Source organism: Streptomyces sp. NPDC057654, from assembly GCF_042800135.1.
GTDB lineage: Bacteria > Actinomycetota > Actinomycetes > Streptomycetales > Streptomycetaceae > Streptomyces.
Genome location: NZ_JBHVHQ010000075.1, coordinates 1 through 17987, shown reverse-complemented (window position 1 = coordinate 17987; position 17987 = coordinate 1). Strand labels below are relative to the sequence as shown.

Annotated in this window: 17 protein-coding genes and 1 pseudogene; 9 read left to right on the top strand and 9 right to left on the bottom strand. The window is 69.0% G+C overall.

Features of this window, described 5'->3' with window-relative positions; all coding sequences use genetic code 11:
- The first annotated feature begins 110 nt into the window (after positions 1 to 110).
- The gene (locus ACFU99_RS09205; protein ID WP_363135532.1) at positions 111 to 581 is read left to right on the top strand and encodes a DNA starvation/stationary phase protection protein; all 471 of its coding nucleotides are present in this window, start codon (positions 111 to 113) and stop codon (positions 579 to 581) included.
- Positions 582 to 665: 84 nt separating this feature from the next.
- On the opposite strand, the gene ACFU99_RS09200 is transcribed toward ACFU99_RS09205, so the two are convergent.
- The gene (locus ACFU99_RS09200) at positions 666 to 2231 is read right to left on the bottom strand and encodes a TROVE domain-containing protein (protein ID WP_384388077.1); all 1566 of its coding nucleotides are present in this window, start codon (positions 2229 to 2231) and stop codon (positions 666 to 668) included.
- A 1477-nt stretch (positions 2232 to 3708) separates the two neighbouring features.
- On the opposite strand from ACFU99_RS09200, the gene ACFU99_RS09195 reads away from it, so the two are divergent.
- Both ACFU99_RS09195 and ACFU99_RS09190 read left to right on the top strand, forming a co-directional pair.
- Positions 3709 to 3852 (top strand): hypothetical protein, encoded by a 144-nt coding sequence (locus ACFU99_RS09195; protein WP_384388074.1) that lies wholly within the window; start codon positions 3709 to 3711, stop codon positions 3850 to 3852.
- A complete protein-coding gene (locus tag ACFU99_RS09190) occupies positions 3849 to 5057 on the top strand; it encodes a methyltransferase domain-containing protein (protein WP_384388072.1) in 1209 nt (402 codons plus the stop codon). Before ACFU99_RS09195 ends, ACFU99_RS09190 begins: the two co-directional genes overlap by 4 nt.
- A gap of 883 nt (positions 5058 to 5940) precedes the next feature.
- On the opposite strand, the gene ACFU99_RS09185 is transcribed toward ACFU99_RS09190, so the two are convergent.
- Together ACFU99_RS09185 and ACFU99_RS09180 are read right to left on the bottom strand one after the other, a co-directional pair.
- Entirely contained in the window at positions 5941 to 6075 is a 135-nt protein-coding gene (locus ACFU99_RS09185; RefSeq protein ID WP_384388069.1) for a hypothetical protein, read from the bottom strand.
- Between the two features lie 158 nt (positions 6076 to 6233).
- Positions 6234 to 6602 (bottom strand): MerR family transcriptional regulator, encoded by a 369-nt coding sequence (locus ACFU99_RS09180; protein WP_384388083.1) that lies wholly within the window; start codon positions 6600 to 6602, stop codon positions 6234 to 6236.
- Between the two features lie 80 nt (positions 6603 to 6682).
- Between ACFU99_RS09180 and ACFU99_RS09175 the strand changes: the two genes are divergently transcribed.
- Positions 6683 to 7483 (top strand): alpha/beta fold hydrolase, encoded by an 801-nt coding sequence (locus ACFU99_RS09175; RefSeq protein WP_384388066.1) that lies wholly within the window; start codon positions 6683 to 6685, stop codon positions 7481 to 7483.
- A pseudogene (locus ACFU99_RS09170) lies at positions 7480 to 7941 on the top strand (MFS transporter); the annotation flags it as partial. The gene ACFU99_RS09175 and the pseudogene ACFU99_RS09170, both read left to right, overlap by 4 nt.
- A gap of 3 nt (positions 7942 to 7944) precedes the next feature.
- Here the strand turns inward: ACFU99_RS09170 and ACFU99_RS09165 are convergent.
- The 3 genes from ACFU99_RS09165 to ACFU99_RS09155 all read right to left on the bottom strand — a co-directional run bounded on the left by ACFU99_RS09165 (position 7945) and on the right by ACFU99_RS09155 (position 9637).
- Positions 7945 to 8253, bottom strand: a complete 309-nt coding sequence (locus tag ACFU99_RS09165) for a hypothetical protein (protein WP_384388085.1) — start codon at positions 8251 to 8253, stop codon at positions 7945 to 7947.
- 290 nt (positions 8254 to 8543) lie between these two features.
- Positions 8544 to 9101, bottom strand: a complete 558-nt coding sequence (locus tag ACFU99_RS09160; RefSeq protein WP_384388080.1) for a transposase — start codon at positions 9099 to 9101, stop codon at positions 8544 to 8546.
- On the bottom strand, positions 9098 to 9637 hold the full coding sequence (locus tag ACFU99_RS09155) for a winged helix-turn-helix domain-containing protein (RefSeq protein ID WP_384388063.1): 540 nt from the start codon (positions 9635 to 9637) through the stop codon (positions 9098 to 9100). Before ACFU99_RS09155 ends, ACFU99_RS09160 begins: the two co-directional genes overlap by 4 nt.
- Positions 9638 to 10018: 381 nt before the next feature.
- Here ACFU99_RS09155 and ACFU99_RS09150 point away from each other — a divergent pair, with 381 nt between their 5' ends.
- Positions 10019 to 10633, top strand: coding sequence for a restriction endonuclease (locus tag ACFU99_RS09150; protein WP_384388061.1), 615 nt, complete (start codon positions 10019 to 10021; stop codon positions 10631 to 10633).
- 36 nt (positions 10634 to 10669) lie between these two features.
- Positions 10670 to 11395, top strand: coding sequence for a restriction endonuclease (locus ACFU99_RS09145; RefSeq protein ID WP_384388059.1), 726 nt, complete (start codon positions 10670 to 10672; stop codon positions 11393 to 11395).
- Between the two features lie 37 nt (positions 11396 to 11432).
- Here the strand turns inward: ACFU99_RS09145 and ACFU99_RS09140 are convergent, their stop codons facing one another.
- The 3 genes from ACFU99_RS09140 to ACFU99_RS09130 form a co-directional block, all read right to left on the bottom strand.
- Positions 11433 to 11870, bottom strand: coding sequence for a hypothetical protein (locus tag ACFU99_RS09140; protein ID WP_384388057.1), 438 nt, complete (start codon positions 11868 to 11870; stop codon positions 11433 to 11435).
- Positions 11871 to 12266: 396 nt separating this feature from the next.
- Entirely contained in the window at positions 12267 to 13571 is a 1305-nt protein-coding gene (locus tag ACFU99_RS09135) for a hypothetical protein (RefSeq protein WP_384388054.1), read from the bottom strand.
- A 578-nt stretch (positions 13572 to 14149) separates the two neighbouring features.
- A complete protein-coding gene (locus ACFU99_RS09130) occupies positions 14150 to 14767 on the bottom strand; it encodes a hypothetical protein (RefSeq protein ID WP_384388051.1) in 618 nt (205 codons plus the stop codon).
- A 739-nt stretch (positions 14768 to 15506) separates the two neighbouring features.
- Between ACFU99_RS09130 and ACFU99_RS09125 the strand changes: the two genes are divergently transcribed.
- Both ACFU99_RS09125 and ACFU99_RS09120 read left to right on the top strand, forming a co-directional pair.
- The gene (locus ACFU99_RS09125) at positions 15507 to 16742 is read left to right on the top strand and encodes a recombinase family protein (protein ID WP_384388048.1); all 1236 of its coding nucleotides are present in this window, start codon (positions 15507 to 15509) and stop codon (positions 16740 to 16742) included.
- Positions 16739 to 17098 (top strand): hypothetical protein, encoded by a 360-nt coding sequence (locus ACFU99_RS09120; RefSeq protein ID WP_384388045.1) that lies wholly within the window; start codon positions 16739 to 16741, stop codon positions 17096 to 17098. The genes ACFU99_RS09125 and ACFU99_RS09120 overlap by 4 nt, the downstream gene beginning before the upstream one ends.
- Positions 17099 to 17987 lie beyond the last annotated feature (889 nt).

The window sequence follows — 17987 nt, the reverse complement described above, 5'->3', positions numbered from 1 at the left end:
CAGTGACACTGACCGGGACCCGGTCTTTTTTGACCGGTTCTGTGTCGATTGTGCGATGGTGGGGAACACGGGGGAAGGAACAGATCAGCCAGCCGAAGAGGAGTAGCCGGATGTCTGTGGTGAAGAGCACGCTGTCCGATGAGGACCGCAAGATCGTCGGCGAGGCGTTGCAGGGTGCCCTCGTGGACCTGGTCGACCTCTCACTTGTGGCCAAGCAGGTCCACTGGACCGTGGTCGGCCCCCGCTTCCGCTCGATCCACCTTCAGCTGGACGACGTCGTCGTCTCCGCGCGCCAGCACGCCGACACGGTGGCGGAGCGCGCCTCGGCCCTGGGCATCGCCCCGGACGGCCGAGCGGAGACCGTCGCGAAGACGAGCGGCATCGACGCGGTCGGCGAAGGCTGGAACAAGGACACCCAGGCGGTGCAGGTCCTGGTATCGGCGCTCGGCGCCGTGATCGGCCGGATGCGCGAGCGCATCCAGTCGACGGACAAGCCGGACCCGGTCACCCAGGACCTGATCATCGGCCTGACGGCCGACCTGGAGAAGCACCACTGGATGTTCCAGGCGGAGAACGGCTGAGCGGGTCAGCGCGCTGGTAGTGCTCTGACCTGCGGAGGAAGTGCTTTCGGTATTCGCCAAGGAGAGCGGGCGCAAGATCGTTGTTCAGCCTTCCCATGGCCAGGCGGCGTTTCGTCCGGCCTCCAGGAGCGGCACCATGCGGAACGCGGCGTCGTTCAGGCCGCCGAAGGTGTGCCGGAGCGCCGAGCCGGACGGGCCGTGGCCGGTCCGGTACCCGGCGAGGTTCCAGGTGTATACCGGGACCGTCGCCGGGATCTGCTCGGTCGGGTCGCCGTAGTGGCTGTACGCGGCCTGCTCGTCCGTGATGATCAGTACCCGGTCGTGGCCGCGGAAGTGCCGGCGCACCGCATTCGCCGTGTCCGTACCGCCCAGGTTGCCGAAGCGCTCCACCACCTTCAGTACCGACTCGCCGCGCCGCAGTGGCACCGGCCGGCTCGACGTGCCGAACTCCACCAGGTCCGCGTTCGCCGCCCGCAGCGCCACCGCGGTGCCGAAGACGGCCGCGGAGTCGGCCCGGGTGAGGTCCGTACGGTCACTCAGCCTGCCGAACATCGAGCCGGAACGGTCGACCAGGACCAGGGTGCGGCCCGGCAGCGACGGGACGTTCGCCAGGGAGTGGCCGAGGGCCTGTTCCAGGGCGTACGACCAGCGCAGCGACGGCGCGTGCCGGTAGGCCGCCAGGAAGCGGAAGGGGAACTGGCGGGAGGCGGCGACCGCGTCCTCGTCGGCGAGCTTCGCCGCCACCTGTGCGGCCACCCGGTCGCTGACCCCGGCCTCGTCGAAGTTCCGCAGGTTGCGCAGCAGCGCCATGTACCCCATGGACGGGATGATCGCCTCCCACGCGGCGGCGTCCATCGGGCCCTGGAGCCAGCCCGCCAGCGCCTCCCATGTCATCCCGGCACGCTGGAGCAGGTCGCTCTGGTCGGCGAGGACCTGGCGGCGCTGGTCGACGGGCGTCGCCGCGAGCTGCTCGCGTGCGATGAGCGTCGCGAGACGAGCGGGGATGTCTGCTTCGCGGTTGTGGCGGCGGTCCAGGGCGTGCTGGAACAGGTCGCCCTGCCACGGCTTGTCGGGGGCCGGTGAGGCGTGGACGAGGTTGAGGACGTCGCCGAAGCGGAAGCCCTTGCTGGCGGTGTCGTACTTGAGCAGGGAGCGTTCGGTGTAGAGCCGCCGCACGGCGTCGGCTATCCCGCGTTTGACGGGCTTGGGGACCGTACGCCCGTAGCGCGACATCCAGTAGCCGAGCAGCTCGCCGGGCTCGTCGGCGCGCTGGAGGACGGCGTCGACGGTCTGGCGGGAGTGGCCCGGCGCGTCCGCGTCGAGGCGGGCCTGTACGAACTCCGCGGCGCCCACGACGGCGGCCGTACGCAGGTTGCCGTCCGTACGGAGCCAGCGCAGCAGGGCGGCGGTCCAGTCCGGGTCCTCGACGGCGAGCCGGCGTACGAGCTGGGTGAACCGGTCGTCGCGCTGCCCGCCGGACTCGTAGAAGGTGTCCTGTCCGACCATGTTGGTCACGGCCAGGAGGAAGAGTTCGGAGCGGGCGTCGCGTGAATAGCCCTGGCCGCCCTGGTGGTTGACGGTCGTCGTGCCGGTCGATGTCACCGGGGAGGTGACGGCGGGTCGTGCGGTTCGGGTGTTGAAGCGGGCCATGAAGAAAAATCCCCTCGCTGTGGAGGGGAGGCGTCAGCAAAAAGGGGGTGCCCGAGATCGGAGTCGGGGACCGTGACGTAAGCGTCCTGGGCCGCTGGACGACACCAACCTCGCGGTCGGCGACGGGATTCGAACCCGCGTTGCTCTCTTGTGAGGAGAAGTAACGATCACCTGCGCACCGGGCACCCCTGGTGCTGTTGCCTCCCGAGATCAAGGACGGCCGCGGCGGATTCACCACAAGAAGTAGCCGCGGCCTGCGCACCGGGAGTGCGTGAAGCGATGTCCCAACTCTGACCGGCTGTTGTCGAGTAAGCAACTCAATTATCGTCGCTCGTTGCCCAGCTCGCCGCAGACTTCTGTGCTCGCGTTGCCGACAAGGGCACTGAGCAAACCGACCCGTACCAGCGCACCGCAGCCGGGAACATGGGTCTGCACGGAGCCCTGAAGGTCAGTGGCCGGTGAGACGGACACGTAGACCAGCAGGGCGATCACGGTGGCTATGTGGAGGGGCAGGTCCCAACTGACGGTAAGCGTGGACGCGGGGTAGCCTGCCGTGCGAACACCCCAGTACCTCCCGTCCACCGTCCCTACACACGTAGCGCTCCGGCAGATCCGTCCACTGCCCACCCGGCCGGCCTTCGGCCGGCAGCAACGGCTCGACCACCCGCCACTGCGCATCGCTCGGTTCATGCCGCCGCACCATGCCCCACGCCTGCCCAGACCAGCAGATGATCCACCCCACCCGACAAGAGCCATCAGAAACGACCTAGTCGGTGACGTGGTAGGGGTGGCCCACCTGGCAGGATCCGATGCTCTCACCCGCTATGGGCTTGGTGTTCTGATCGCCGGCTGTAACGGACTGGACGCCTCGGTGCTGGCGGCTGGCCGACGTGTGGGCACCGGTTCCCCGGGGGCGCTGAGCGTCCGTCTGGACAGCACGCGCACGCAGCGCGCCTTGCGCACCACGCTGCGCGGCGCCCGCTCATTCCTCCGACGTGACCGCTGACGCGTGTCTCTCGTCTCAGATTCCAGGACGGTCGCGATCGGCGACGTATTGCGCGACACGGCAGCGGGTCCTGTTCGCGTCACTCGGAAGTGTGGTCATGCTGCCCGCGTTCTGACGCGCACGGCAGCTATGTGGCTGCTGCTGCAACCGCTGCCTCGAGTCCAGGGCGAGGCCCGCTGACGCCTCACGAGGCGACGCCAACAGCAGCCCGACGAAACGGCGCTCGGCCTTCTGCCAGTGCTGTTCGCCCTGCTCACGGAGGTTTTCTCGCCCGCGTGGCCTACGGATTCGGGTGCGTTGGCCACCAGGCTCCGTGGCCGGGCCGGTCGTCGGCACCAGCGGATGAGAGCGAGGAACGGAGGCGCGGCGGACACACCGGCCGCTGCCGTGGAGCGCTCTGGCGATCTTCCGGCGGACGCTGGGCGGCGGCTACCGTCCGCCGGGACGTTGCACCGACGAAAGGGCACAGCCATGGGATGGGGAACGGGCAAGGGGTCGAGCGGTGACGGCAACGGGCAGCACCGCGGCGGCAAGGATTTGGGGGCGCGCCGCCCGAGCGATGACACCGTCAAACCGAAGCCCGCGCCGAAGCACAAGAAGGACGACGACGCGTGACGGTGGGGGATGTGGACGAAGCCGCCGCTGTGCGGCGGCTGCTGGCCGAGATAGCTGCCGAAATCGGTGAACTGCCCGAGCTCTGGGCCTCGGCCATCACCGCTGTCCGCCGGCACCGGTTCCTGCCCGAGGTGATCTGGCAATGGGGCGCGGAGGGCTACCGTCCGCTCGACGCCGGCACCGACGCCGAGCGGTGGCTGGCCGCGGCCTACGCCAACACCTCGGTCGTCACGCAGGTCAACGACGGGCGTCCTCCGGAGCCCGGCCGCAAGGTGTTGCCGTCGTCCTCGGCGTCGGCGCCGGCCATCGTGGTCCACATGCTCGCCATGACCGATCCGCGGCCTGGCGAGCGCGTGCTGGAACTGGGCACCGGCACCGGCTGGAACGCGGCACTGCTCGCACATGTCCTTGGCGGCCGTCAGGTTACGACTGTCGAGATCGATGAGGAGTTGGCCCGGCGGGCGGCGGCCATACTCCGCAGGGAGGCTCCCGGGGTGCGGGTGGTGTGCGGGGACGGCACGCTCGGCGATCCGGACGGAGCGCCGTACGACCGCATTCTCGCCACCTGCTCCCTGTCCGCCGTCTCACCGGCCCTCATCCGGCAGGTCCGGCCCGGAGGAACGATCTTGCTTCCCTGGGCTCGGCCGTGGCTGGAGTACGGCCTGCTCCACCTCACCGTCGACGACCACCACGGCGCCACAGGCCGTTTCCATCCCTACGCGCAGTTCATGCCGGCACGCGGACAGCGCCTGAATCTCACGGTCTTCGGCGACGTGATCGGTGACGACCACCAGCCCGACGAATCCCGTACCACCCTGTCGCCGTATGCGGTCGCCGGCGAGGACTTCGCCGCGCAGTTCGCGCTCGGGCTGCTGCTGCCGGACGTGTGGCACGCCTGGCACGAGGACCCGGACCTCGACGGCGTCACGCGCCGCCTGTGGATCGCGACCGCCGACGCCGCCTCGTGGGCCGCGGTCGACGAACATGAGGCGGGCGGCGACACCTACACGGTGTGGCAGTACGGCTCGCGCCGGCTGTGGGACGAGGCGAGCGCGGCCTGGACCTGGTACACCGCCCACGGGCAGCCGGGCCCCGGCCGCTTCGGCATGACCATCTGCGCCGACGGCCTGCATCAGCCCTGGCTGGACGACCCGTCCACCCCTGTAAGGCTTGGGACAACTGGTGGACAGCCGGCCACCAGCTGAGCCTCCGGCGGAAGCTCTCTGGGCGGATGCCTCTCCGCTACGGCGGCTGACCAGAAGGACCCTGGTGCCGCGGGAATGACTGGAGCACTTCCGCGCCGTCGCGGCATCGTCCTCGGCGTCGGGTGTCCGGGCTGCCCGTTTCGCTCCCTGTTCAGGGAAGAGCCCTATCAGCCCGCAGGGCCGGGATGGATGAGCATGCCTCGCGGTCGGCGCGGACACCGCCGACCGGGATTTCTCCGCCGTCACGTCGGCACCGGTCGTGCGTCTTCGGGGCGCGGAGGTTGCCCTGCGTCGGCGGACCGCACGAGCCTCCGCCCGGCGCGTGGCCGACCGCCACCCTGTGGTTCTCGTCGCCCTGGCTGGCGGGCGGTACATTCGCACGTCGGAGGCGTAGCGTACGCCCGGGGCGTCTCTCCGCCTCGGCACGCCAGACAAAGCATCCGCGGATCGTTTGGCCGTCGGAACTGGTGACGGCACGCCATCATGCAGAGTTCGGCGGGTCCCGGAAGGTACGCCTGAAAGGACGCGTCTACGCACTGGGCGGCTCTGTCACGCTCTCGGCCAGGGGCGACGACCTCCTTGCCGCCTGACAGCGGACGTGATCCGGCGGTGGAGGCACGGTCCCGCAGCTCAAGGAGGAAGGCCGGCAGCGCGGCGGGATGTCGCTGGCGTGGGCGCACCGCTGGCGCAGTCCTGCTCGGCCGGGGCCCGTGGTGGTGCCGTCGGCGGGCTTCCACCGGACGCACGGCGCTGTCGACGTTGGTGATGCTGTGGTGCTCGCGGTTGCTGGTCCAGCGGCTGGGCGGCGGCGTTATTCGGTGCCACAGGGGCGACTTGGAGTGGACCGATTGGTGAAGATTGCTGAACGCAGGAGCGGCATTGCCTACTTGGCGAGCAGGCACGTGGCCTGCTCGTCAAGATCGGGGGCCAGGTCGTCGGGGATGATGTCCACGGCGTCGGGTGCCCGTTTGTATGGTGCCGCGGCGCGCCGGGCGGCGTAGAACAGGGCCGGTTTCATCTTGGGCCAGAAGTAGTGGTCCTGGCAGGGGTAGGGCGGTGTGAGTCCGCGGCAGCCGCTTGTGTCGCTGCCGCCGACCTCGATGGTGAAGCTGGCGAGGCCGAGTTTGTCGTGGGCTTCCTGTCAGGTTGCCTCGGGAGCGGTAGGTTGAGGCGGCCTCAGTGTCCCGGCGCCCTTGAGGGCGCGGCGGTGATGATGGTGTCGAGGATCGCGCGCGACGCCTGTAGATCTTCGATGGCGTGGGTGATTCGCTCGCCTTCCCGGCGTAGCTGGGCGAGCAGGTCCGGGCAGGTGGGTACGAGGTGCTCGTCGTCCGCCCGGATGCACGGCAGGACCTGGGCGATCAGAGCGGTCGGAAGCCCGGCCGCCAGCAGACAGCGAATGCGGCGCACTGTCTCGACGTCCGACTCGCCGTAGATGCGGTAGCCGCTGGGCAGCCTGTCGGGCGCCAGGAGTCCTTGCTGTTCGTAGTAGCGCAGCAGCCGCTCATGGACCCCGGTACGCCGCACCATCTCCTTCATGCGGATGCCGCTCGCCTCATTCCTGTTCCCCTTGCCCACGCCGCGACTTGACTCTGACACTGATGTCGGAGTTTAGCGTCGGCGCCATGACCACTGATCACGTGCTTCCCACTTCACACCTCGACGTTCTCGTGCAGGGACGCGGCCCCGCACTTCTGCTCGCGCACGGCGCCGGCGGCGGCATCGAGGGGAACTTCGGCCTCGTCCTCGACGACCTCGCCCAGGACCACACCCTCGTCGGCCCGCACTACCCCGGGGCCGGTGGCTCTGCCGTAGCCGTCGAACCCCTGGCCCTGAACGACCTCGCCGACCGCCTGGTCGCAGCCGCCGTAGCGGCCGGCCAGGACTCGTTCGCCGTCCTCGGGGAGTCTCTCGGCAGCGCCGTGGCCGTCCGGATCGCCACACGGCACCCCGACCGTGTCCGGGCCCTCGTCCTCACCGCCGGCTTCGCTGCCGCCGACCCCGTCCTGGCGCTCGCCGCCCAGCTGATCAAGTCCTTGGCTGCTGCTGGTCAGTGGGAGGACGTGGCACGGCTCGCCCTTCTGTCCTGCATGTCCCCGGCGGACCTCGAACCGGCCGCCCTCGACGAACCAGTCGCCCAGACCCTGACCGCAATGCCGCCGGGCATGCTGGACCACTTCGACCTGGTGTCGCGCGTGGACGTCCGGGCCGACCTGGCTAAGGTGTCCGCCCCCACCCTGGTGGTGGCGCCGACCGGCGACCGACTGGTGCTGCCCGAGAGCTCGTACCGTCTGGCGGCTGGCATCCCGGGCGCCCGGCTGGTCGAACTGCCCGGTGCCGCCCACGTCCTGAACCCGGCAGACCGGGCGACCTGGCTCCGCCACGTACGCGAATTCCTCGCCGCACTCCCCACCACATCGGCGTGAGCGCACCATTCCTCACGGACCAGGCCGGTCCGCCCACGACGTCACCGGCCCGGCGCCGGGCCAGCCTGCTCGTTCTCGCCACCACGACCTTCGTCGTCGTCACCACAGAGCTGCTGCCGGTCGGGCTGCTGACGCCGATCAGCGACGATCTGGGAGTCGCGCGATCCCGGGTGGGGCTGTTGGTCACCGTGTACGCCTTCACTGTCGGCCTGACGGCAGCTCCGCTCACCCACTGGACCGGCGGCTGGCCGCGCAAGCGCCTCTACACGACCGTGAGTGCGGTTTTCTTCCTCGGCACTGTGCTCTCCGCGGTTGCGGAGAGCTACCCGATACTGGCGATCGGCCGGTTCCTGTGCGGAATGGCACACGGGGTCTTCTGGTCAATCATCGCCGGATATGCAGCCGCGCTCGCCACGCCCGGCCGCTCAGGCCGCACAACAGCTGTCGTCTTCGCCGGAAACTCAACGGCCCTTGTTCTGGGCGTTCCCCTGGGCACAGTCCTCGGCGTCCGGGTCGGTGGCGGTGTGGAAACAGCGCGAGGCTGCCCAAAGCTTCTCCAGTACGTGCACGATGTCCAGCACGATGTGGACGGCGTGGCCTCGGCGTGCGGCCTCGGCCTGGATCAGGTCGAGTTGGTGGCGGGCGCCGTCGACCAGCACGATCCAGTCCCGCAGGTGGCCGGGGTCGCGGGCGGCGGCCTGGTCGAAGGCGGCCGCGATGACCTTCTGGGCAGCGGAGAAGCGCAGCTCGGGGGCGGCACCGGCGCACAACGGCGATGAGTGCGCTCCTGCTGCTTTTCGCCATTCAACGTCGCGGTGCCGCCTGAGGTGAGCACGACCGTTTTCGCAGGTGAGCGGCACCTGGTCAGTGAACCTCGCAGCGCTGGATGGGGCGGTCCAGCGGTGGCCGCACAGGAACCGGCAAAGTCCGTCTGCCGAGGTCAGCAGCCCGCGCTTCCCGCCTGTGGGGGCCGTCGGACAGTGCGATGCGGCTTGGTGGGATGGCGGCCTGGACTGGCTCGATCTCGTGATGGCCCATCAGTTTCTGTCAGTGCCCGCTGCTACTGATCTCTTCGGCGGGGTGTCGGGTCGGGTGGGTGGAGGGTCAGGCCGGTTTCGGTGAGGCAGCCGTCGATGAGGTCGGGGTGGTGCTGGATATGGCTCAGGCCCCGTCGCAGGGTGCGTTCGAGGTGGTCGGGGTCGGTAAAGGCGGTGTTGGCCAGGGGGCCGCGTCGAAGCAGGGACCAGATGCCTTCCACCGGGTTCATGTCAGGGCTGTAGGAAGGGAGCTGTACCAGCGTGAGCCAGTCGTGGTCCTCGGCGTACTGGCGCATGCCTGCGGCGCGGTGAGTGTTCAGGCCGTCCCAGATGAGGATGATGGGGGCGCCGAGCTGGATGTGGGCGCGGACGGCCAGGTCGCGGTAGTCGGTCCAGGCAAAGCTCTTGCGGGCGCCTTTGAAGGGCATGTGGAAACGTGGACGGTAGATCAGTCGGGGCGTTTCGCCGTGCCTGTAGCAGCACAGAGCCGCGATCGAGATCCGGCGCCGGGAGCGGCCGCGGACCCGCACGACAGGGGTGTGCCCACGTCGGCCCCAGGTGCGGGCGCGGGGCGGCGTCATCGAGAATCCGGCCTCGTCTTCGAAGACGATGAAGGCACCGAGCGCCGCCGCGGCGTTTCCACCTGCGGCCACACCTTCTTTTGCCACAGTTCCACGGCATGCTCGTCGCGCTCCAGGGCCCGGCGGGCGGGACACTGCCAGGACCAGCCGTGCCGGTGCATCAGCCGCCACACCCCCGCCATCGAGCAGGCGATCCGGAACTTCCGGGCGATCACGGCCCTGATCCGCAGGAGGGTCCACCGCTGGTCCTCCCACCCGTGCGCGGCCGGACCCCGGGCCAGCTCCCCTTCCAGCACGGCGAACTGCGCGCCGGAGAGCTTGGGCGCCTTGGGCGGACCCTTCGATGCGAGTGCCCGCATCCCGCCCTCTCGCCAGGCGCGCCGCCAGCGCTCCACCGACCGCTCACTCACCCGCAGATCCTTCGCGATCACCGCGGTCTTCTCACCGCGCGCGAACCGCTCGCCGGCCTCCCGGCGAATCCGCTCGCGGAACCGCTGCCGCTCTGCGGTCAGTCCTCCACCCTGCGCGTACCGCATACCCACGGGGTACCGCAGGGATCACCCATCGTCACTACCCGACACCCCGCCGAAGAGATCAGTAATCAATTTGAGGGCGGGCTGCAACCGCGGCCTGCCGACGGGAGGGGATGGACACCATGTCGAAGGTGCCGGACGGGTTCCACTACGTACGCGGACACATCCGCCGCAACCGAAGCCGGGCAGGGGGAAGCGGATGAGCGGCTGGATGATTGCCGGGCTGCTCGCCGGCGTCTGGTTGTGGGGGCAGGTGTTCGGGTTCGGTGACGTGAGCTCCGCATCGCAGCCCGCGCAACCGCAGCCGGCAATCGCCACTCCGGACGCAAGCGGCTACGGGTTCGACGTCCACGCGGTTTGCCCGAGGTCCTGTCGGCCGCTGTCGTGGCACTGGCCGTTCTGTTCCTGGCGTTCGAGATGGCCGCCGCGGCCGTCCGAGGGCTCAAGGTCGCGTGGCCGTTCCTGCTGGCTCTCGTCCTGCTGGCGGGGGCCGCCGGGGCCTGGCAGATCGCACGTACCATGCAGCGCCGCCGGTCCGACGCCGAGCGGCTGGCCACACTGCGGATCGCCCTGGCCGAGTTCGACGCCATGGACGACCGGCAGTTTGAGCACGCCTTGCGAGACCTCCTGGTCCGCGACGGCTGGCCGGCACGCCGCGTGGGCGGCAGTGGCGATCAGGCCGCCGACGTCATCAGCGACCACACCCACCGTGGTCGGATCGTCGTCCAGGCCAAGCACACGCGCGTCGGCGGGAAAGTGGGGTCTTCGGTCATGTACGCGGTGAAGGGGACGGCCGGCCCGGCCCACCGGGCCGATCACGCCGTCGTCGTCACCAACGGCACCTTCACCCGGGACGCCATGGCCTGGGGCGACCGGCACGGCGTCCACTGGGTCGACCGGGACAGACTCCGGCGCTGGACGGAGAACGGCACCGCACTGCACGAGATCCTGGCTCTGTCCGCACGCACCCGCCGTGCCCGGTTCAGGCGTGCCGCCTGAACCGGCATCCGCCGTCATCAACGTCTCGGAGGTGTGGTGTTCGACGAAGACGGATCACTCGACCCGCTGCTGAAGTTCCTGTTGTACGCCGTCCTTGCACTGGCCATCGGCAAGATGGTGTGGGAATGGCTCACCGACGACGTCAGCCGGTGGATCACCGTGGACCTGTGGGGGCTGATCGCCGATCACCCCTGGGGGGCCGCCCTCATCCCCATCGGCGCACTGGTCACGGTCATCCTCGTGGTGAAGCTGGTGTCGTTCCTGTTCGGCGCCGGCACCTATACCTATGTCGGCGATGAGGAGGACTACTCCTCCACCGCAGGACCAGGCGAAGCGCCCGACCCTGACGTGCTGACCTTCAAGATGAAGCAGCTCGCCGCGATGAGCGCGACGGGCTTCGAGCAGGCGTGCGCCGATCTCCTGGCCCGCGACGGGTTCGGCAGCACACGGCGGGTGGGAGGGTCCGGCGACCTCGGCGTGGACGTCACCGCCCGCGACTCCGACGACCGGTTGTTGATCTTGCAGTGTAAGCAGTACAGGAATCCGGTCGGCTCGGGGCATGTGCAGAAGTTCAACGGAACGGCTCGCCTCCACCACGAGGCCGACGTCCCGATCATGATCGGTCTCAACGGCTTCACCCAGCCCGCGGTCGACTTCGCCGCGTACCACGATCTCATCCTCATGGGCCGCCCCGAACTGAAGAGGTGGGCCCACGGCCAGCACCTGTACGACGTCCTGGGCATTGCGAGCACGCCCCAGTGACCTCGCAGCGGCCTCTATCTCGCTGCCGGGCCGGTAGTCATACCTCACCTGGGCGTGGCGGGTGGGGCCCCGGCTGCTCCCGTTCGGAGGCGGGCAGCACCGCGATGCCTTTGTGCCCGAGCCGCTTTTTCAGGGTGAGGTTCTCGGCGTAGAGGTTCGTCGTCACCGTGGCGGGCGCGTCGAGCTTGCCTTGAATCTGCGCGGCCTGCTCCCTCGCCTCGCGCAGCTTCCTGCGGAGTTCGGCGATGGTCTCGTCGCGCTGGACCCCGCCCGGTGTGCGGAGGACGGGGCGGGCACCCCTCGCGTCCCACTCGGCGAGGATGTCTTCGGCACGGTGCACGGTCGCGCGGCTGACCTGGGCCTCGCGGGCGAGGTTCTCCTTGGTGAGAGCGCTGTCGGTGTGCACGGGCTCGCCAGCCAGCAGCCGGGCCATGGCCGCTCTCAGCTCGTCGGCGGATGCTGCGGATACCGGCATCAGGCGCGGCCTTCCTCTTCAAGTGCTCGGGTGATGCGCTGGACGTCGGCAAATCGGACGATGACCGCCTCGCGGTGCGCGGTTGACAGCTGCGGGTCCTTGGGCCGGGCAGTCAGGTCGTCCTCTTCCGCGACCCAGTAGGGGGCATGGGCGCGGGTGATGGCCGAGTTGCGGCAGCGGGCCGGCTGGCAGGCGCCTGGCGGCCCTGCCCGTGGACGAGCACGACGAACGCCGATGAGAACGGCGCAAGACGACTTTCTACGAGCACCAGACGTCGCGCACGCACAGCTGGCAGTTCTGCGAGGTCCCTGGTCATCCGCATACCGCGTGCGCGATGATCACAACACCCTGGCCCCTTTGGTGCGCGCACGGGAGGGCGGTGATCGCACCGACTAATCAGGGCGTGCGCAACCCCGCCCTGGGGGCAGTAACGCCGACCCGCCACCGTGCAGGCTTCGCCGCACCCTTCCAGCGAGGCACGCCCGTGGCGCGCGGCACGGCCGGCTGCGGTTGCTCACCAGGAAGGTCCCACCCGCTGATGACCGACTCGCGGTCGAGTAGCGCCTCGACGGCCGGCCACACCAAGAAGGGAGCCAGCCGAACCAGTTCGGCCAGCCCTTCACGCTGCTCTTCGTTCAGCCCGTCGCCGAACGCCTCGGGCTTGATCTGCTCACGGGCGGATGCCAGCAAGGTGGGCCGGTCCAGGAGCACCGGAACACCCTGCAGTCCCTCCCAGGTTCCGTCACGGTCGATCAGCAGGCGCAGCTCGGGTCGGCCGCCGCGGTAGTTGTACTCCAGGTGCACGAATACGCCGAGGACCGGCGGGACCTTCTCAACCTCCGCCAGAGGGATCGGCGGGAACGCGAGGTAGACGCACTGTTGGGGCAGTCCATTGAGAATGCGTTCGGCTCGCAAAGGCTTCTCTGCGGGCACGCCGGGCCGGCTCCATGCCCGGTCCACGTGTTTGGCCACGGCGTCCTCGTCGATCCAGTACACCCCCTTGGTCAGCCACCAGGTGGTCAGGGCAGCGACACGCGCCAAGTCCCCGGCCCGGGGGTCGCCGGGGAGCATGACGCCGGTCGGGCACACCACGGCGCCTGCACCGCTCATCGGTACCCAGCACCAATCGGGCCAGTCTGGGAGCCCAGCGGTGCCCTTCTGGTCTGCGAAGTGGGTCATCTGGCCGAGGACGCTGGGGTACCGCCGCCGCATCTCCTTCACCAGCGCCTGGCAGCGCTCGGCGGCTGCGGCAGTGATAGCCTCCGGATCGAACACGCTGGCGCCTGAGACCTCCTCCTGGGCCGTCTCCTTCACGGCCCGCAGGCGAGGACCATCGTCCGTGCCCGTCGACTCAGTCTCCTCCGTCCCGTCGTCGTACTCGTCGTCCTCGGGTGGCGTCACCAGCCCGAGTTGCGGGTCGTAAGGGAGCTCGCAGACTACGAAGCCGTCCAGCAACCGCCACCCCGCCCGCTCAACGGACTTCACCGGCGCCGGCACCAACTGGTCCTCCAACTTCTTCCTGGAGGGGTGGTCGCCAAGACAGCCATCGTCCAGGACGACGAGGATGCTGTGCCCACCGTCGAGGGTGTAGCAGTGCCAGAGAGCGATCTCCGGCGCCAACTGGCGTGCGTACCGGCGCCCGTAGGCCACCATGCCACCCAAGCTGCGCGTGATGACCTCATGCGGATCGACGGTGCTCACATTCCCTCGTCTCTGTAGATACTGCTGCGGGGCGGAGCCACTACCCCTGGCTCCGCCCCGCTCACTCTGCCGCACTCCACCGACATCGAGGGCCGGAATCAGCCCACTGACCCGCTTCCTTGCGCGCCTGCGACAGGATCACTAGCAGGCCCGCATCCGCCGTACGCGCAGTCTGTCCTTGGCGGAGGCTGCGGAGCGCGCCGCTGCCGTCCTGGAAGGGCGGCAGGCACTAACGCAGGTGGCCTACAAGGATCCTCAGGCCGTTGACTTGCCCGAGGCGGAGAGACCCTCGCCACGTCACTCGTTCGACCTAACGTCGCTGAGTGCAGAATGAGGCCTGCTGGACAGCATCGGCCTGGCGACTTCGCCTTGGGGGACCTGTGATCGCTCACTGGTATCGCATGGAAGGACCGGGCCCGCTGCTCGGGGCGCGTCACTGTGGCGAGGCCGGCCCCTTCGGCGTCTTCGGGTAAGAGCCGGAGCCTGAGGAGGCGGACCGGGGCGGGACCGTCACGGAATTGTCCTCCCACCCCGGAAAATGAGCCGACCTCGTTCCAACATGTTGGCCGAGGGCGTGGTCAGCCCGGAGCGTCCTGTGCGCCCCACTGTGCTTTGGCCGCATCTGACCGCACGTCGGTCAGGGAAGCGTCGATGGCCAGGCGGAAGCGCCAGCCCTCGTACGAGGCCAATGCCTCACCCAGCTCGTCCCACGACAGCGTCCGGCCGTCGACCACGACTCGGACCGGGCCGCCCTCGAGATCCGCGATCAGCCGGCCCGCGATCTCCTCGCCCGTCAGGCGCCATCCTGCGCCCTGCGGGGCCGGTTCCACGTAGCAGCGGGCAATCTCTGCTTCGGCCTCGGCCCGCACCCGCACCGCCAGTTCGTCCACGTCCGCATCGTGATCGCCGAGCACCGCGAACTCGAACCCGTCGTCCGCGCCCTCGCATTCTTCGACCAGTCGGACCGAGATCCCGGTGGGCGCGCGCCACAGCCGGTAGCGCAGCACATGCCGACGGCCGTCCAGGCCGACGACTTCCACCGGGCCCGGGGCGGCAGGAAGCCGCGGCATGCCCGTCGCCGCGGCGATCTGCTCGTCCAGGCACAGGTCGCACAGCGGACCCTCGTCGTTCAGCCACTGATCTGCCGGACTCCGGCCGCACTTACGGCACCTGGTCCCCGTCTGATGTTCATCCACGAACACGGCACACTACGCCCGCTCCGTGCCTGCCCGCCTCCGTCACCGACGGGGGGAGCGTGACCGAGGACGCTGGGGGCGGATCACTGTCTGCGTCTTCCCAGGTCGGGGACGTTCCGGTCACTACAGGTGGCAGATCTTGTGCACGATAGCTGTCGAATCACCGGCTCGCACCGCAGCTGCTCCAGCACCCGTCGCCACGGTGCACGCGATGGCTGCTCTTGTCACCTGGTTGTGCGACCAAGCCGAGGTTGTGCCCGATCGGCCTGCGGCAGTCTTCGAACTCGCAGACATGGGAGCGAAGATGGGCAAATTCGTCTTCTGGACCGGCCGGACACTGAGGACAGGGAGTCATCAATGCCCATTCGGAAGGCGACGGCCGTCGGCCCGTGGGACAAGGCCGTACACCGTGCCGATGACAAATACCTCGCCAGCGATCCCACCCGCGTGAGGTCCGCTGCCTGGACCCGCGCGTTCGGCGCCCGGGTCCCCAGGCAGTCCACGGTGAACCACCTACTGACCCGCTCTTTCGAACTGTCCCGGAAGCGCTAGAATCCCTTAAGTCCCCGCTGATTGCGGGGCTGGGCCAACGTCCAAGAGAACTGCCGACAGAGCGCCCTGATCCCCACACCTGTGGGGCTTCTCCGCCGACGCGGAGGTCCTGAAACCTGCAGGGGTGCGGCATCCCGTTGACCGGGCGCTGCCTTCCCCCACGCCGTTGATCTCTGGGGATAAACCCGTGCGCCACGCAGCAACCTGTCTTTCACCGTTCCGGCCGCCTATCGACCTGTCCGACCTGCCGAATTTCACACATTCACCCGGCCGGCCCAGGTGCTCGGTCTTCATCGGTCGCGTCTCCACCAAGGACAACCAGAACCCGGCCACATCGATACCTCGGCAAGTCCTGTACGCCTCGGCATGCCTGGAGGAGGGTGAGGAGTTCGCCGCCTACTTCTGGGACGTGGAATCCGGGATGCTCCCTCCGGACCTGCGCGGTCTCGGTCCCCACGAGATGTACGACGCGCTCGACGTGCCGGTCCCCCGCACCGGCGGCCTCCAGGATCTCGTTGAGCGGTCCGAGCAACTGGGTGTTACCCATGCCCTTGCCGAGCGCTCCGACCGACTCGCCCGGGCCATGCTCACCAGCCTGACCGTGGAACACGAACTGGAACGCCTTGGCGTCCAACTCGTGTATGCCAATGAGCCCACGGGCGGGACCGAGTCCGGTAGGTTGCGCACCCGACGCTACGGCCAGGTCGAGGCGGAGAGCTACCGGACGACCCTCATGGAGATGTCCATGGGCGGGCAGGTCCAGCACGCCATCAATGGATGGAATCACGGCTACCCGCCCTACCCCTACGTCGCGGTGCTCGACGAGTCCGCGCCCCGGCAGGAAGGCGGACGATTCGGCCCAGCACGCCCCAAGAAGAAACTGGCCCCGCATTCCGACCCGCGCCGGTTCGACGCCGTCAGGGAATTGCACCGCCTACGCCGTGAGGAATACCTCAAGACGCCGGACATCGTGGCGGCCCTGGCCTCAGAACCCGACCGGTACCCGATCGACAAGCGGTGGAGCAACAACCTCGTGAACGGCCTGCTCGCCAACCCGAAGTTGACCGGCTACCAGGTCTACAACCGGAAAGCCGCCCGTACTTGCCGGGCCGGCGAGTCCCGGCTGAACCCGCTCTCGGAGTGGATCTGGTCGCCCCGGATCACACACGAACCCGCCATCAGCGTCGACGAGTGGAAGGCCGCTCAGCAGGTCACGGCGGGACTCAAGGCCGGAGCGGCGGAGTACGTCTCTGTACAACGCCTCCGGGCCGCGGTGGGACGGCTGGGGCTCACGGTGACCCCGGTCCGCAGCGGCAGCACCCACACGGTCTACTTGGTCGGGGAGCAGCAGGTCGTTTTGCCGAATTCCATTCCCGACGCGCTGATCCGACAGATCATCGACGACGCCCGGGCGGCATCGTGAAGAAGGCCAAGGCCATCGAAAGCCGGGCCACCCGGCACGCCGACACGTGGGTGGCCAGTGTCCCCCAGCACGGGGTCTACGGCCATGGCCGTACGTTGCGGGCGCTGCACAGCAACCTCGCCCAAGGGCTCGCACTCGTCGGCGTCACCACCGAGATCACGCTCGTCCCCATCAGCCCGGAGCTGGAACGGCTGCGGCGCGCTGAAGCCGCTTACGAAGCGGCCCTGGCGGACGCTGTGACTACGTTGACAGCCCACGGCGGCACACCACGCGACATCGCTGATGCGACGGGCGTGACGACCGCCCGGGTGGCAGCCCTTCGCAGCAAGCCAAAGACTCGGCGTCCGCGGAAGTAGGACTCGGCTCCAGCCGGCCTGCTTGCTCCCGGTTCCCGCGGAAGGCGTAGGTGGCGAGACCAGCATCGTCTTCATGCCCCGATGGCGCTGGACCTGCTCGCCGCGTCCCACACACTGGGTGAAGTCCCGTCCACCGTGCACGGGCGAGGACGACTTCCGGGACTTCCGGGTACTGGGTCATGTTGACCAGGTACCAGCCTTCGGAGCTGAACCAGCGGCTCTCGGCGGCGCCCCAGACCCGTTCTTCGCGCTCAGCATGTCTCATGAGCCGCTGCGGCATAGCCGTCCACCAGAAGCCTGAAGGCGTCTGTCAGGCGTCAGCTACCGGGCTGCCGCTCGCCCGTCGATGGACGTGGGCGGCCCAGCGTCGTGTCCAGGAACTGGCTCACACCTGGCTGTGGTCATTTCCCGTGCCGAGGAGCTTGTGCGCCGCACAGTGTCTTCGGGGAGGCGGAGCCGGCCGGGACGTTGCCGCGCTCCGGCTTCTGCCCTGCCCGATGGGCGCTCCGCAGCCCGGCCTCGTCGCCGCGGCGCTGTGACGACGGGATCTGCTGCGGCTATCTCCCCAGTCAAGGCGCCGGTTGCCCTTTCGCGCCTGCTGTGGCGGGAGCACCGTCAGCATCATCCCTGTCACCGCGTGTGGTTGAAGTACGGGGAGCACGCGGATTCCCGTTCGTCTCCCCGGGGAATGACGGATGTGGTTGCCTGCACATGTCAGGAGTGGGTGCCATGTCGCTCTGGTGGGGGGCAGTTGATGCAGGTTTTGGCGCGGGTCCCGCTGGAGGGCGGCGGGGCGATGCTGTTCGAGGCGGGGCCGGAGCTCGACGGGCCGGTGAAGGCGGGGCGGGCCGGGGAGGCCATCCGTGACCTGCCGCAGACGTTGCAGGCC